Annotated in this window: 12 protein-coding genes; 10 read left to right on the forward strand and 2 right to left on the reverse strand. The window is 39.8% G+C overall.

Annotated features, from left to right (window positions below; all coding sequences use genetic code 11):
- Positions 1-7 precede the first annotated feature (7 nt).
- Positions 8-988: a class 1b ribonucleoside-diphosphate reductase subunit beta gene (gene nrdF / locus MHH26_RS06315; protein ID WP_034662137.1), complete on the forward strand. Its 981-nt coding sequence runs from the start codon at positions 8-10 to the stop codon at positions 986-988.
- Between the two features lie 84 nt (positions 989-1,072).
- Positions 1,073-1,690, forward strand: a complete 618-nt coding sequence (locus MHH26_RS06320; protein ID WP_340972756.1) for a hypothetical protein — start codon at positions 1,073-1,075, stop codon at positions 1,688-1,690.
- A gap of 67 nt (positions 1,691-1,757) precedes the next feature.
- Here the strand turns inward: MHH26_RS06320 and MHH26_RS06325 are convergent, their stop codons facing one another.
- Positions 1,758-2,516: an N-acetylmuramoyl-L-alanine amidase gene (locus tag MHH26_RS06325; protein WP_307499655.1), complete on the reverse strand. Its 759-nt coding sequence runs from the start codon at positions 2,514-2,516 to the stop codon at positions 1,758-1,760.
- A 320-nt stretch (positions 2,517-2,836) separates the two neighbouring features.
- Here MHH26_RS06325 and spoVK point away from each other — a divergent pair, with 320 nt between their 5' ends.
- The 5 genes from spoVK to glnA all read left to right on the forward strand — a co-directional run bounded on the left by spoVK (position 2,837) and on the right by glnA (position 8,374).
- Positions 2,837-3,796, forward strand: coding sequence for a stage V sporulation protein K (spoVK, locus tag MHH26_RS06330; RefSeq protein ID WP_191096026.1), 960 nt, complete (start codon positions 2,837-2,839; stop codon positions 3,794-3,796).
- A gap of 121 nt (positions 3,797-3,917) precedes the next feature.
- Positions 3,918-5,180: a GTPase HflX gene (hflX, locus tag MHH26_RS06335; RefSeq protein WP_307499657.1), complete on the forward strand. Its 1,263-nt coding sequence runs from the start codon at positions 3,918-3,920 to the stop codon at positions 5,178-5,180.
- Between the two features lie 18 nt (positions 5,181-5,198).
- Positions 5,199-6,479: a methionine gamma-lyase family protein gene (locus MHH26_RS06340; RefSeq protein WP_307499658.1), complete on the forward strand. Its 1,281-nt coding sequence runs from the start codon at positions 5,199-5,201 to the stop codon at positions 6,477-6,479.
- Between the two features lie 90 nt (positions 6,480-6,569).
- Positions 6,570-6,980, forward strand: coding sequence for a MerR family transcriptional regulator (locus tag MHH26_RS06345; protein ID WP_034662120.1), 411 nt, complete (start codon positions 6,570-6,572; stop codon positions 6,978-6,980).
- Positions 6,981-7,039: 59 nt separating this feature from the next.
- A complete protein-coding gene (gene glnA, locus MHH26_RS06350) occupies positions 7,040-8,374 on the forward strand; it encodes a type I glutamate--ammonia ligase (RefSeq protein ID WP_060596374.1) in 1,335 nt (444 codons plus the stop codon).
- Between the two features lie 679 nt (positions 8,375-9,053).
- Here glnA and MHH26_RS06355 read toward each other — a convergent pair.
- Positions 9,054-9,932 carry a LysR family transcriptional regulator gene (locus MHH26_RS06355; RefSeq protein WP_189293825.1) on the reverse strand — a complete coding sequence of 293 codons (879 nt, stop codon included), beginning with the start codon at positions 9,930-9,932 and terminating at the stop codon, positions 9,054-9,056.
- A 200-nt stretch (positions 9,933-10,132) separates the two neighbouring features.
- Between MHH26_RS06355 and MHH26_RS06360 the strand changes: the two genes are divergently transcribed.
- From MHH26_RS06360 to MHH26_RS06370, 3 genes are all read left to right on the forward strand, one after another.
- Entirely contained in the window at positions 10,133-12,466 is a 2,334-nt protein-coding gene (locus MHH26_RS06360; RefSeq protein ID WP_340972761.1) for a molybdopterin-containing oxidoreductase family protein, read from the forward strand.
- Between the two features lie 238 nt (positions 12,467-12,704).
- Positions 12,705-13,886: an MFS transporter gene (locus MHH26_RS06365; RefSeq protein ID WP_340972762.1), complete on the forward strand. Its 1,182-nt coding sequence runs from the start codon at positions 12,705-12,707 to the stop codon at positions 13,884-13,886.
- Between the two features lie 70 nt (positions 13,887-13,956).
- Positions 13,957-14,235: an ArsR/SmtB family transcription factor gene (locus MHH26_RS06370; protein WP_189293827.1), complete on the forward strand. Its 279-nt coding sequence runs from the start codon at positions 13,957-13,959 to the stop codon at positions 14,233-14,235.
- The last annotated feature ends 151 nt before the right edge of the window (positions 14,236-14,386 follow it).

Genomic DNA, 14,386 nt, shown 5'->3' on the forward strand with positions numbered 1-14,386 from the left:
GTTTAACGTGACAAAAATTTATGATGCAGCCAACTGGTCAAAACACGAAGACGATTTTACACAAATGTTTTACAACCAAAATGTGAAGCAGTTCTGGCTTCCTGAAGAGATTTCCTTAAACGGGGATCTCTTAACATGGAAATATTTAGGTGAAAAAGAGCGAGATACGTACATGAAGGTACTTGCTGGCCTGACTTTACTTGATACAGAACAAGGAAATACAGGGATGCCGATTGTGGCTGAACATGTAGACGGCCATCAGCGTAAAGCTGTATTAAACTTTATGGCGATGATGGAAAATGCGGTACATGCAAAATCATACTCAAATATCTTCATGACCCTCGCACCAACTGAAACGATCAGTGAAGTGTTTGAATGGGTCAAGAAAAATAAATTCTTGCAAAAGAAAGCAGATATGATTGTCAGTTTATACCGTTCGATTCAAAAGGACGATCCGATTTCCCTCTTTAAAGCAATGGTTGCTTCTGTTTATTTAGAAAGCTTCCTATTTTACAGTGGTTTTTACTACCCGCTTTATTTCTATGGACAAGGAAAGCTCATGCAAAGTGGTGAAATCATCAACTTGATTTTGCGTGATGAAGCGATTCACGGTGTGTACGTTGGATTATTAGCGCAAGAAATTTACAACAAACAAACACCTGAAGTGCAAAAAGAGCTCTATGATTTCTCGATTGACCTCTTGAACGAGCTTTATGAAAATGAACTTCATTACACGGAAGATATATATGACCAAGTCAATTTATCACATGATGTGAAAAAGTTCATTCGTTACAATGCCAATAAAGCGTTAATGAACCTTGGATTTGCCCCTTACTTTGAAGAAGAAGAGATCAACCCAATTGTATTGAACGGACTCAATACAAAAACAAAGTCACATGACTTCTTCTCAATGAAAGGGAACGGCTACAAAAAAGCAACTGTAGAGCCGTTAAAAGATGATGACTTCTTCTTTGGAGATGAATCATAAGTAAGGCGTAAAAGTCAAAACGCATCACTCGTTTTGGCTTTTTGCCATTTCATACAATGCGTTACATACTGGAGGTTACCGAGCATGGGAAAGATGGATGAAATCATACTAGTTGCACCGCGCACACGCGTGTTCCAAAACGAAACGCTTGCGTTTAATGGTGTGAATAGTGAAGAGAAAACAATCAACACCATTATGAAAAAAATCGAAGAGCACTTCGAACAGATGCGCAGAGGCGATGCGGAAGAAAATCCTGACTTCAAGCAGCCGATTCCTTATGTCGTGATTATGCGTGAGGACGAAGTGTATGTATATGAAAGGCTTCAAGGCGGGGGAGAGACTCGATTGCATCATATGTTGTCTCTTGGCTTTGGTGGTCACATGAATTTCATCGAAGGGAAAAACTTTGCTGAAATTCTAAAAGAAAATACGGATCGTGAGCTGGACGAGGAACTTTCTATTCAAGAAGAAGACAAACTTGAGATGAAAACCCTTGGTTTAATTAATGATGATGACAACAGTGTCGGCCGTGTGCACATTGGCCTGTTATCAGCGCTTGAATTAGCGCCGGGTGCTCATGTAGAAGTGAAAGAAACAGATCAAATCTCAGGAAAATGGATGAAAGCATCCGATTTGAAAAAGCCCGAATACTTCGATCGACTTGAAACGTGGTCTCAATTTGTCGTGAACATTTTAGCATAAATGAATCAATAACAAACCGGCTCAGCAGCAGACTTGAGCCGGTTTGTTTCGTTATAATAGCTTCAGCTTATTGGAAAACGAATGCGTCGTGACCGGCCTGCTTTAATCTTGCGACGAGCTCATCCGCATTTTGCTTTGTGCGGAAAGCCCCAGCTTGCACTCGGAACATACCTCCCTCTAATACAACGAAGGCGTCAAAGCCTTTTGATTTTAGCGTGGCTGCTAATTCATCTGCATTGGCTTTCACCTTGAAAGCTCCAGCCTGTACTTTATAAAGATTACTAGCTTTTTTTTTCAGCTGAAAGGCTTTCTCTAATCCAGTGGCATGAGCGCGAGCGATGCCTTGAAGGAAGGTCGCATTGCGGAGCTTATTGGCATCAGCTGTCGTATCGATGAAACCATTCTCTGTTAAAATAGCGGGCATAGAAGTTTCTCGAAGAACGTGGAAGTTCGCTGTTTTCTTGCCGCGGTTGGCAAAATCCACCGAGCGAACAATTTCATCATGAAGGGCATTGCGATACGTGGTGGTCGGTGCTGAAACGCCAGGATACACAAAGCTTTCAAAACCTGTGCCCCCGCCTGCATTAATATGAATAGACACGAAATAGTCAGCTCCCCAGCTGTTTGCCGCATTTGTACGCTGGGCCAAAGTGACGGACTGGTCAATTGAACGACTTAAGCGGACAGAAACGTCATCATAATCACTAATCAACATATCTCTCAGTAAAATCGCGATTTGCAGTGTTATATTTTTCTCCAAAAGTCCATTTGCAGCAGCTCCAGAATCTGTTCCTCCGTGGCCAGGATCAATAAAAATTTTCACCATCTATTCATCACCTCGTCTTTATTTTATGAGAAAATAGAAGAATTGCCTGTACAATATGCGGAAATCATTGAGACTCTTTTCTGCACAATTTGTGATGAGAAAGCTACATTTTTCTAAGAAAAAACAAATTGTTGGTTTGTCCGCCTAAATTGGATGAATACAATGGAAATAGCACATCATTTCCTGGGAAACCGCAGAAATCCCTACAATATTCGGTATCTCGGGTCATTTTGACAGCAAACTTGGGCTTAAGCGGGCGATTGTCACGATTACAGCTCCACCCGAATAGAATAAAGAGAGAAGAGCGAGAGGTGAATACGTTGGAGCGAGCTGTCACATATAAAAACAACGGCCAAATCAATATTATACTTAACGGACAAAAGCAAGTATTGGTTGATGCAGATTCAGAGGCAGAATACTTAGAAGCCTTGCAGAAAAATGAGGCAAAGCACAGCATCTTACGGGAAATAGAGCGTGAAATGAACAGCCTTGTCGGTATGGATGAAATGAAACGAAACATAAAAGAGATTTATGCTTGGATCTTTGTCAATCAAAAAAGGCAGGAACAAGGGTTAAAGGTAGGCAAACAAGCGCTTCATATGATGTTCAAAGGGAATCCAGGCACAGGGAAAACAACGGTTGCAAGACTTGTCGGGAAGCTTTTCTTTGAAATGAATGTCCTTTCAAAGGGTCACTTAATTGAAGCGGAACGCGGAGATCTAGTCGGTGAGTACATCGGTCATACTGCTCAAAAAACAAGAGACTTAATTAAAAAATCACTAGGCGGCATTTTGTTCATCGACGAAGCTTATTCTCTTGCCCGCGGAGGCGAAAAGGATTTTGGGAAAGAAGCGATTGATACCCTAGTAAAACATATGGAGGACAAACAGCATGAATTCATTCTCATTCTTGCTGGCTACTCTAAGGAAATGGATCATTTTCTATCATTAAACCCCGGCCTGCAATCAAGATTTCCAATCAATATCAGCTTTCCTGATTATACCGTCGATCAGCTCATGGACATTGCCAAACGAATGATGGCTGACAGAGAATATATATTTACCCAAGAAGCTGAATGGAAGCTGCGAGATTACTTAATGCACATTAAAAGCACCACGAGTCCTGCAAAATTCAGTAACGGCCGCTTTGTGCGAAACACGATTGAAAAGGCCATTCGAACCCAAGCGATGAGACTCCTGCTTGTGGATCATTATGATAAAAAAGATTTGCTCACGATTAAAAGTCACGATCTGCAAATGAAAGAGGATACGCCTTCTTAAAATGGCGTATCCTTTTTATAAAGAGATACTAAAATAAACCATCCGAATAGTGGTATACGTGTGATGTGTTTGGTATGATGGTACTACTGAAAACTTAAGTACAGAAAGGAAACAACTGACGTTGAATGAACATGAAATGACAGAAAAAGCGATCCTTGTCGGCTGTCAATTGCCGCATGTCACGGATGAACGCTTTCAATACTCAATGGAAGAATTAGCTTCCTTAACCAAAACAGCTGGCGGTGAAGCTGTCAGCGTGATGACGCAAAAGAGAAATAGACAAGACAGCGCAACATATATCGGTAAAGGCAAAGTAGAAGAGCTTGAAGTGCTTTGCGAGGAATTCGAATGTGATGTCATTATTTTTAACGATGAACTGTCTCCAAGTCAGCTGAAAGCTTTGGCAACTGCCTTAGATGTGAAAATTATTGATCGTACACAATTGATTTTAGACATCTTTGCAAAAAGGGCTCGTACAAGAGAGGGGAAGCTGCAAATAGAGCTTGCCCAGCTTCAGTATGCCTTGCCAAGACTAAGCGGACAAGGGATCAGCCTCTCAAGACAAGGAGGCGGAATTGGCGCAAGAGGTCCAGGTGAAACAAAACTTGAAACAGATAGACGCCATATTCGAAACCGTATTCACGAAATTAATGGGCAATTATCTACAGTCAAAGAACACCGTACAAGATACCGGGAACGCCGGAAGAAAAATGGGGTGTTCCAAATTGCCATTGTCGGATATACGAATGCTGGAAAATCTACTTTGTTTAATCAATTAACAGAAGCAGATAGTCATGAAGAGGATCTGCTGTTTGCGACACTTGATCCAATGACACGTAAGATGACATTAGCATCTGGCTACAGTGTGCTGATTTCAGATACTGTTGGCTTTATCCAAGACCTTCCAACAACACTGATTGCGGCATTTCGTTCCACTCTTGAAGAAGTGAAGGAAGCTGATTATTTGCTTCACGTCATCGATTCTTCTAATGAGGATTACGAAGGTCACGAACGGACGGTTCATGAGCTTTTAGAGGAATTAGAAGCAGATCGTATTCCGATGCTGACGGTTTATAACAAAGAAGATCAAATCAGACCAGATTTCATCCCATCTTCAAAGCATCGTCATCTGTTAATCAGTGCGAGACGCGAAGAAGATGTGAAACGGTTAAAAGCGGATATCATGGCTGAACTGAAAAAAACCTTTTTAAAGCCATATCATGTGAAGATTCCAGCGTATGAAGGAAAGCTCATCTCCGCATTAAAATCAGAAACGCTCGTGGAATCACTAGAATTTCAAAAAGAAGCAGAACTTTATGACATCACCGGGTTTAGTGGTGAGGAGCAGACCATTTTAGGTCAAATCAAGAAGTATATGTTGTAAGAAAGGAATTAAATCAAGATGTTTCATACATTAAAACACGGCAGTATTTTAGAAAAAGTAGCAGCAGAAACAGAACAAGACATTTTACACGTGCATCAGCAAATTGATCAAAAGAGCGAACAAAATGAGTGGCGGGTGCTTGAAAGCTACCGAAAGCATAAAGTCAGTGACTCTCACTTTAACCCGACAACTGGATATGGCTATGATGATATGGGAAGAGACACGTTAGAAAAGATCTACGCAGATGTCTTCGGAGGAGAAAGCGGCCTTGTGCGTCCGCAGATCATTTCCGGCACACATGCGATTTCCATTGCGTTATTTGGTGTGCTGAGACCTGGCGATGAATTGATCTATATGACAGGAAAACCATACGATACGCTAGAAGAAATTGTAGGGATCCGCGGCAAAGAAGGGACAGGCTCATTAAAAGATTTCCAGATTGATTACAAGGCCATTGATTTAAGGCAAGATGGATCCGTCGATTATGACAAAGTAAAAGAGTCGATCTCCTCGAAAACAAAAGTCATCGGCATTCAGCGTTCGAAAGGCTATGCTTCAAGACCCTCCTTTACAATAGAAGAAATCGAGCAAATGATTTCATTTGTAAAAGAGATCAATGAAGAAATCATTGTGTTTGTGGACAACTGTTATGGTGAATTTACTGAATTACAAGAGCCATGTCATGTGGGAGCGGATCTTATGGCAGGTTCCCTTATTAAAAATCCAGGCGGTGGGCTTGCCAAAACAGGCGGCTACATCGTTGGAAAAGAAAAATGGGTAGAAGCTTGCTCTTATCGAATGACATCTCCGGGCATCGGCAGTGAAGCGGGTGCCTCGCTGTATTCGCTTCAGGAAATGTATCAAGGATTTTTCTTAGCACCGCATGTTGTGGGGCAAAGCTTAAAGGGTGCAGTGTTCACGGCTCGTTTTCTTGAGAAGCTCGGATTCCAAACTTACCCAGCGTGGAATGCGAAAAGAACGGATTTGATTCAATCCGTCGAATTTGGCGATCCTAAAAAGATGATTGCATTCTGCCAGGCGATTCAATATGCATCTCCGATCAACAGTCACGTCACACCGCATGCGAGCTATATGCCGGGCTACGAGGATGATGTCATCATGGCAGCGGGCACCTTCGTCCAAGGAGCTAGCATCGAATTGTCAGCCGATGGACCGATCAGACCGCCTTATACAGCCTACGTTCAAGGCGGACTCACGTATGCCCATGTGAAAAATGCGATTTGCAGTGCTGTAGATGCCTTATTGGAACAAGGTTTTATCGACATACCTGCTCAATAAAAAATCCATGTTAATATTCCTAACATAGTGTTGACACATAATATAACATGACATATAATAAATTTAAGCAAAGAGGAGGAGACAGTTGAGATGAGTGATAACATTCGCCGCTCAATGCCTTTATTCCCAATTGGGATTGTCATGCAGCTAACAGAATTATCTGCAAGGCAAATTCGCTATTATGAGGAAAATGGGTTAGTATTTCCAGCAAGAAGTGATGGGAATCGCCGATTATTTTCTTTCCATGATGTTGATAAATTACTAGAAATTAAAAACCTCATCGAACAAGGTGTAAACATGGCAGGAATCAAAAAACTTTTTGCCAAAGCTGAGGCAGAAAATCCAGCGTCTGACACAAAGACCGAGGAGAAAACCACAGCCAAGCACAACTTGACAGATGATGAACTCAGGAAGCTACTGAAGAAGGAACTCATTCAGGCTGGACGTTTCCAACAAGGAACGACCTTTAGGCAGGGGGATATGTCAAGGTTCTTCCGTTAACGAATTAGCAAAAGCATTGCTATACAATTTTACCTTTTGTAGGGGAGGAGTTTTACGAAATGGCAAAATACACAAGAGAAGATATCGTAAAATTAGTAAATGAGGAAAACGTAAAGTACATTCGTCTGCAATTTACAGACATTCTCGGAACGATTAAAAATGTTGAAATTCCTGTGAGCCAGTTAGAAAAAGCTCTCGATAACAAATGTATGTTTGACGGTTCATCTATTGAAGGCTTCGTACGTATTGAAGAATCAGATATGTATCTATACCCAGATCTCAACACATTTGTTATTTTCCCTTGGACAGCAGAAAAAGGTAAAGTTGCACGCTTTATTTGTGACATTTACAAGCCGGACGGGACGCCATTTGATGGAGACCCACGTAATAACTTAAAGCGTGTCTTAAAGGAAATGGAAGAACTAGGATTTAGTGATTTCAACCTTGGACCTGAGCCAGAATTCTTCTTATTTAAATTAGATGAAAAAGGCGAGCCAACGCTTGAACTAAACGATAAAGGTGGATACTTTGACCTTGCACCAACAGATCTAGGCGAAAACTGCCGCCGTGATATCGTGCTTGAGCTTGAAGAAATGGGCTTTGAAATTGAAGCATCTCACCACGAAGTAGCACCTGGACAGCATGAAATTGATTTCAAATATGCTGGCGCTATCCGTTCTTGTGATGACATTCAAACGTTCAAACTCGTTGTCAAAACGATTGCGAGAAAGCACGGTCTTCATGCGACATTCATGCCAAAACCATTGTTCGGTGTAAACGGTTCTGGTATGCACTGTAACCTATCATTATTCAAAAATGGCAAAAACGCATTCTTTGATGAAAAAGCAGATTTACAATTAAGCGAGACTGCTAGACACTTTATCGCAGGTATCGTCAAGCACGCAACAAGCTTTACAGCGGTCACAAACCCAACGGTTAACTCTTACAAGCGTCTTGTACCTGGTTATGAAGCACCTTGCTACGTGGCATGGAGTGCACAAAACCGCAGCCCATTGATCCGTATCCCTGCATCACGCGGCATTAGTACACGTGTAGAAGTGCGCAGCGTAGACCCATCTGCAAACCCATACCTTGCACTAAGCGTATTACTTGCAGCAGGTCTTGACGGAATCAAAAATAAACTAGACGCACCAGCACCAATCGACAGAAACATTTATGTCATGGACAAAGAAGAGCGCCTTGAAAACGGCATCTCTGACCTACCTGCAACACTTGCAGAAGCACTTGAGCTGCTGAAATCAAACGAAGTCATGATCAACGCACTAGGCGATCACCTATTCGAACACTTCATCGAATCAAAAGAAATCGAATGGGATATGTTCCGCACCCAAGTACACCCATGGGAACGCGATCAGTATATGTCTCAGTATTAATAGAGAAAACCCCTTGGAACCACTGGTTTCAGGGGGTTTTTTGTTTTTGTGGGTGTTTCTTATATTTTAAAATAAAACAGGCATCACCCACAATTCACCCACAAAAAAATGATGAAAAAATCACTCCATGATCTTGGAGATATACTCTTCATATTTATTCATTTAATCCTGTAAATTTTTTGATGATATGAGATAAATATCAGATGTTACCCGAATGCTTCTTCACCAGGTTTTCTTTGGAAATAGTGATTTATTTATGTTTCGATTCTTCAAATCAATATCTTTTCTTTGAAGGGCAGCAGAGAAAGAGAATCTAGGGAATTTTGAGTTAGAAAATGTAAATGATAGTTTCCTTGAAATTAAACTTCATGATGCTGAATTTTACTCAAACAGAGACGGTCAACCTATAATTTATGTAGCTACTGCAGTAAGCTTGCCTGTCCAATCAAAAAATAGCAAAGAACCCTTACTGAAGTAGGTAAGGGGTAGCTGGTTATATAATAAGTGTTGGTTTTTTATATGCTGTAGGTTGTCCAAGTTGCTTGCCTTTTCCATAAAATGAACAGAAAGTTCTAAGTTGTCTAACACAGTGAAATAGAACAATATCAGAAATAAGGAAAAAGGTCACTTATTTAGGTACTATATTATAAATTTTTTCTTGAAAAATATTGAGCGACATTTAAACATCTTTGTTAGCAAAAAGCGTAAGAGCTGTTTGAATAAAGGCATCTGTTGCTTTTGATATATCTTTCATATCTAGCACTGCTATATTGATATCTCTGAACGTATCTGGTTTTAATTCACGAAAAACGACTTGGTCTGGCAGCGACCAAATATTTTTTTTAGTTGTAATGGTTATTCCTAACCCTTCTTGTATCATACTTAATCCTGTCTCTATATACTCCATTTCAAACCGAACTTTAGGAGTCAAGTTATACTTTTTAAATAAATCATGAACCTGTACCTCATAACCCCCTTTTCCCATTAGTATATCTTCACCTTGTAAGTCGGGAATACCTATTGTTTCTTTCTGATATAAAGGATGGCTTGAATGCATAAGTACAATCAGTTGATCTTTCATTAAATGTACGGTATCAAAATCTTTATCAGGAGGAATAATAATGCCTACATCAATGCATTTAGAACGTAACCACTCTTTAACTTGACCTACACTCCCTTCTGAAAGTTTGATTTCTAGGCCGGGATATTGATTCTCCATTGCACGTATGATTTTAGGAACAAATCTAGTACAAGCAGTTCGGTAGGCTCCAATGTGTAACTTCCCAATCTCTAATCCTTGTTCAGCTGCAACTAATTCATCTACTTTTTGTAATTCACTCAGAATCTTTCTGAAAATAACTAATATACGCTCCCCTACATCTGTGAAAAACAACCCATTTTTCTTATCTCTTTCAATTAACTTTGTTCCTAGTTGCGATTCAATTGTTGCTACGGCTCGACTTACCGCAGGCTGTGTCATGTGTAATTCCTCACCGGCTTTTGTAAAACTTCCTGTTTCAGAAATTTGGACAATCAGTTGAATTTGTGATCTATTCATAGCTTTTTTGATATCTCCTATATGATTAATATGCATTTTAATTGTATTGAAACTTAATGTACCATAAAAGAAAATAGAACTTCAAGATTTAATCCGAGACAATAAGTGAGGTTAATTATCCTATGTATGCTTCATCATGCGCCCGAAAAGATTCCTAGTTTTTGACCAATGACTTCAATCTTAAAAAGGAGAGAAGGACGATGAGTACTAGTGAAAAAAGAAGAGCGGGATTTTGTTCGCAATGCGTTTCAAAATGTGGAGTTATATCCATTACAGAAAATGATCAGTTAGTAAAGGTGCTCCCGGATAAAAATCATCCGAATGGGGGAATCTGTCCAAAAGGAGCAGCAGCACCTCAAATCGTCAATCATCCTGATCGTATCCTTGTTCCTTTAAAGAGAACTAACCCAAAGGGACAAGACCCGATATGGGAAAAAATCACATGGGAAAAAGCCATCCAAACCATTGCAGATAAACTAAAACAGATTCGTTCTGAAACAGGGGCAGAAACTGTTTCTTACACTTTTCCAACGATTGGTGCAAGCGGAAGCTTTAGCTGGGGGCCATATTTGCAGCGCTTGATGAATCTATACGGCACCCCCAACTATATTTCTCATACCAATGTCTGCCAGTGGGCAAGGGACGAGGGGTCAAAATACACATATGGTGTTGGATTGCCTCAACCCGACTTTGAACATGCTAGCTTGATATTGATATGGGGACACAATCCAGCAGATACGAATCTTCAGACTTGGAAAAGGCTCATGGCAGCCAAAAAAAGAGGAAGTAAACTAGTAGTAATCGATCCACGCCGAACAACGACAGCTGCTGCGGCAGATTTATGGATTGCTCCGAATCATGGAACTGATATCGCTTTAATATTAGGGTGTCTTCAGTTTTTGATTGAGAACCATTCATATGATGAGCAATTTCTGCTCCACTGGACCAATGCCCCTTTCTTAGTGGATAAGCGAACGGGAAAATTCCTTCGCCCGGAACATCATCAGCCATATGAATTTTTAGCTCTTGATCAGAAACAGAAGCCATTTAAAATCGATACTCGGGAAGATCCCGAGACATGGTCAGAACATATTTTACTTTCAGGTGAATACGAAAATGAGAATGTTTCTTCAGAAACCGTCTTTTCTCAATTATTGAAACAAGTCTCTTCATTTACAATAGAACATGTAGAAAAAATAACGGGTATTCCAGCTGAGAAATTAACGGAACTTAAGGGGTTATTATGCCAAGAAAATCCGATCGCCTATTATTCATGGAATGGCTTAGAACAGCATGTAAATAGTTCATCAACCAATCGAGCATTATGTATCCTTTATAGTCTGACTGGTTGTTTTGATAAGCAAGGAGGGAATATTGTCCTCCCATCTTTACCAGTAAACTTAATAAAAGGTCAAGATTTATTACCACCTTCACAAGAGCAGAAGCGTCTAGGGTTAGATAAGAGACCTTTAGGTGCCCCAAAGATATCTGCTTCAGGGTATGATTTTGTTCATGCTGTATTAAACGAATCTCCGTATTCTATGAGAGGGTTATTAAGTTTTGGGGGTAATATGGTCACTCAAAACCCAGAAAGCGAGAATATGATAAAAGCCTTAAAAAAATTAGAATTTCATGTGCACGTTGACATGTTTCATAGTCCAATGACGCGGTTTGCAGATATTGTGTTACCTGCTGCACACGCATGGGAGTCCCCGAGTCTGTTAGCCGGTTTTGAGGGGAATTTACAAACGGCTCAACATATTCAATACAAACCTGCAATGTCAAAGGCTCCTGAGGAAGCTCGTCCTGATCTGCAAATAATCATGGATATAGCGTTAGAAATGGGTTATCAAAAAGAGTTTTGGAATGGAAATATTGAGGAAGCGTTTAATGACTATCTTGAACCAGTGAATGTAACATTAGACCAACTTCGATCTCATCCTGAAGGTCTGTCTGTGCCCCTAAAAATAAAATATTGTAAATATAGAGAAAAAATAAATAAAAGAGTCAAAGGCTTTTCTACCCCGACAAGAAAGCTGGAGATTTATTCCGAGTTTTTGTTAGAGCATGGGTATGATCCACTGCCCCAATTTGAAAAACCATTAACTGTTCCGCAATATCAGAATCAATCTAATGATTTTCCGTTAGTTCTTTCTTCATTTAAACTAAAAGGTTTTTGTCATAGCCAGCATCGTAATATTGCTAGACTAAGGAAAATGCATCCCGATCCTTTTGTTGAAATCCATCCCCAAACAGCTCAAGTGTATAGGCTAAATGAAGGTGAATGGATTCATTTAACCTCTCCTCATGGCAGGATGAAGGCAGTCGCTCGACTGACAGAAAGTATACCCGTAGGTACGATATATACTCAAGCGGGCTGGTGGGATGAGTGTGATGAACTAGAATTAGCTGGATTTGATCCATTTTCAGTAGAAGGTTCAAATGTGAATCAATTAATAGGTACAGATGAGATCGACCCCATATCAGGTTCCGAACCATTAAAATCTTATCGATGCCAGATCCATAAGATTTGATAAATGCTTTTCCCTAATTGAAGAATAGAAAAAGTAAGCTTAAAAAGCTGATGACTCCTAACGTTGGAGGCTTCAGCTTTTTTCATCTGCATTACATAACAGCAGCTTGCTTCTACACTGAAACCATCATATCAATTTTGTTATATATTATATGATTAATATGCATTTTATTTATGCTGTGACTTCATGTACCATTAAATAGGATTGCGCATCAAGAAAAGTATCGGAGGTAACAAGTATGATCAATCGTAATAGATTATTTCTATTTGCACTTATATTAGCTGCATTTAATCTTAGGCCTGGTATAACTTCAGTTAGTCCAGTTTTGCACGGAATAACAAATGAATTAGGTATGAGTTCTGCTTCGGCTAGTCTACTTACATCTATTCCTTTATTATGTTTTGGTTTTTGTTCGTTATTCGCTGGTCGTCTAGCAAATCGCTATCAATCAGAGAAAACCATCACATTCTTTATCGCTTTTATAGGTATTGTAACGTTTTCGCGTGTCTTTACAAATTCGTCAGTCTATCTATTGATAACGGCTTTATTCATTGGCGCGGGAATTGGGATTGTAAGTCCTTTACTCTCTGGTTTCATTAAAAGTCACTTTCCGGAGAAGGCAGCATCCATGATAGGCATATATTCTACTTCAATGGTAGTTGGAGCATCCATTTCTATTGGGCTAACGACACCACTTCAACACTGGCTCAATAATTCATGGAAAAACGGATTAGCATTCTGGAGTATTCTTGCTCTAATCGCTGTTCCACTTTGGCTTATGGTCATTAAACATTCTCATACACATACAGCATCACAAAAGAGAAATGCCTCCTTGCCATTAAAAAATAAAAAGGCGTGGTTATTAACCTCTTTTGTAGGGCTTGTCACTCTTATGTTTTATTGTTTTGCAGCTTGGCTGCCAGCCATCGTAGAGGAAAAAGGATGGACGTCAGCATTTGGTGGTCTTGTAGGTACAATAGCTATGATTGCACAGTTGCCAGCTACTCTTTTATTGCCTAGTCTCTTGAGGGTGCTACCAAGTAGAAGACTTTGGATTACAATCTTTACCCTCAGTGTAATGACTGGATTATCCCTTTTATGTTTTACAAACGTGACACCTATTGTTGCAAGTATATGTTTAGGGGTTGGTAGTGGTGGTCTTGTCTCACTAACTTTATTATTACCGATAGATAAGGCATCGTCCCCTATGGAAGCAAGTACTTGGTCAGCAATGACTCAAGCAATTGGATATATGATTGGTGCAGTGGGCCCATTTATCATCGGCTTTCTTCATGATTGTCTAGGAAGCTTCGTTCCGACATTATATGTTCTTATACTTTTAGGTTTCATTGTTATGTTACTGGGATGGAAAATTACGAAGCGAGCTCATGCTAAAGAAGAGGGGTTATCTGTGAAATAAATCTATTCTTGTAACTGTAAGGTTAGCTTGTACTCATATGATGTATTTATTCAGAAAGGGGGTGATAATAATGGAGAATAACTCGAATTTACAGCAAGCGGTTAAAATATATAAAGCACTCGGTGAACCAACACGATTAAAAATTACTCGTTTGCTTGTTAATGAAGCAAATTTATGTTGTTCGGATATCGGGATAAGACTTGAATCAATTGCTGGATCAACTTTATCACATCACTTAAAACAGTTAACTGATTGTGGACTTCTTAGTACTCATAAAGAGAGCACATATGTATACTACATCTTAGACCGTGAGTTGATCAGAAAGTATGCTCCATATGTGATGACGTGATTTCTCTTTTTTTGTGTTTCTGAACTTACAGAGATATGCAAAAAAAGGTATAGTTTCACTTTTCTCGATTATGGCTGATTTGCTTGGTATGCTATCTTCGGTTTTTTATTGGGACTTCTAAGTCTATCTATTACTAGTACTTTAGAAAAAA

Source organism: Bacillus sp. FSL K6-2839 (genome assembly GCF_038003365.1).
GTDB lineage: Bacteria > Bacillota > Bacilli > Bacillales > Bacillaceae > Bacillus.

Bases quoted from the DNA above. Each gene is read 5' to 3' on its own strand.
- MHH26_RS06320 (WP_340972756.1), top strand. From the start codon at position 1,073: ATGGGAAAGATGGATGAAATCATACTAGTTGCACCGCGCACACGCGTG.
- MHH26_RS06325 (WP_307499655.1), bottom strand. From the start codon at position 2,516: ATGGTGAAAATTTTTATTGATCCTGGCCACGGAGGAACAGATTCTGGA.
- MHH26_RS06340 (WP_307499658.1), top strand. From the start codon at position 5,199: ATGTTTCATACATTAAAACACGGCAGTATTTTAGAAAAAGTAGCAGCA.
- MHH26_RS06345 (WP_034662120.1), top strand. From the start codon at position 6,570: ATGAGTGATAACATTCGCCGCTCAATGCCTTTATTCCCAATTGGGATT.
- glnA (WP_060596374.1), top strand. From the start codon at position 7,040: ATGGCAAAATACACAAGAGAAGATATCGTAAAATTAGTAAATGAGGAA.
- MHH26_RS06355 (WP_189293825.1), bottom strand. From the start codon at position 9,932: ATGAATAGATCACAAATTCAACTGATTGTCCAAATTTCTGAAACAGGA.
- MHH26_RS06360 (WP_340972761.1), top strand. From the start codon at position 10,133: ATGAGTACTAGTGAAAAAAGAAGAGCGGGATTTTGTTCGCAATGCGTT.
- MHH26_RS06365 (WP_340972762.1), top strand. From the start codon at position 12,705: ATGATCAATCGTAATAGATTATTTCTATTTGCACTTATATTAGCTGCA.
- MHH26_RS06370 (WP_189293827.1), top strand. From the start codon at position 13,957: ATGGAGAATAACTCGAATTTACAGCAAGCGGTTAAAATATATAAAGCA.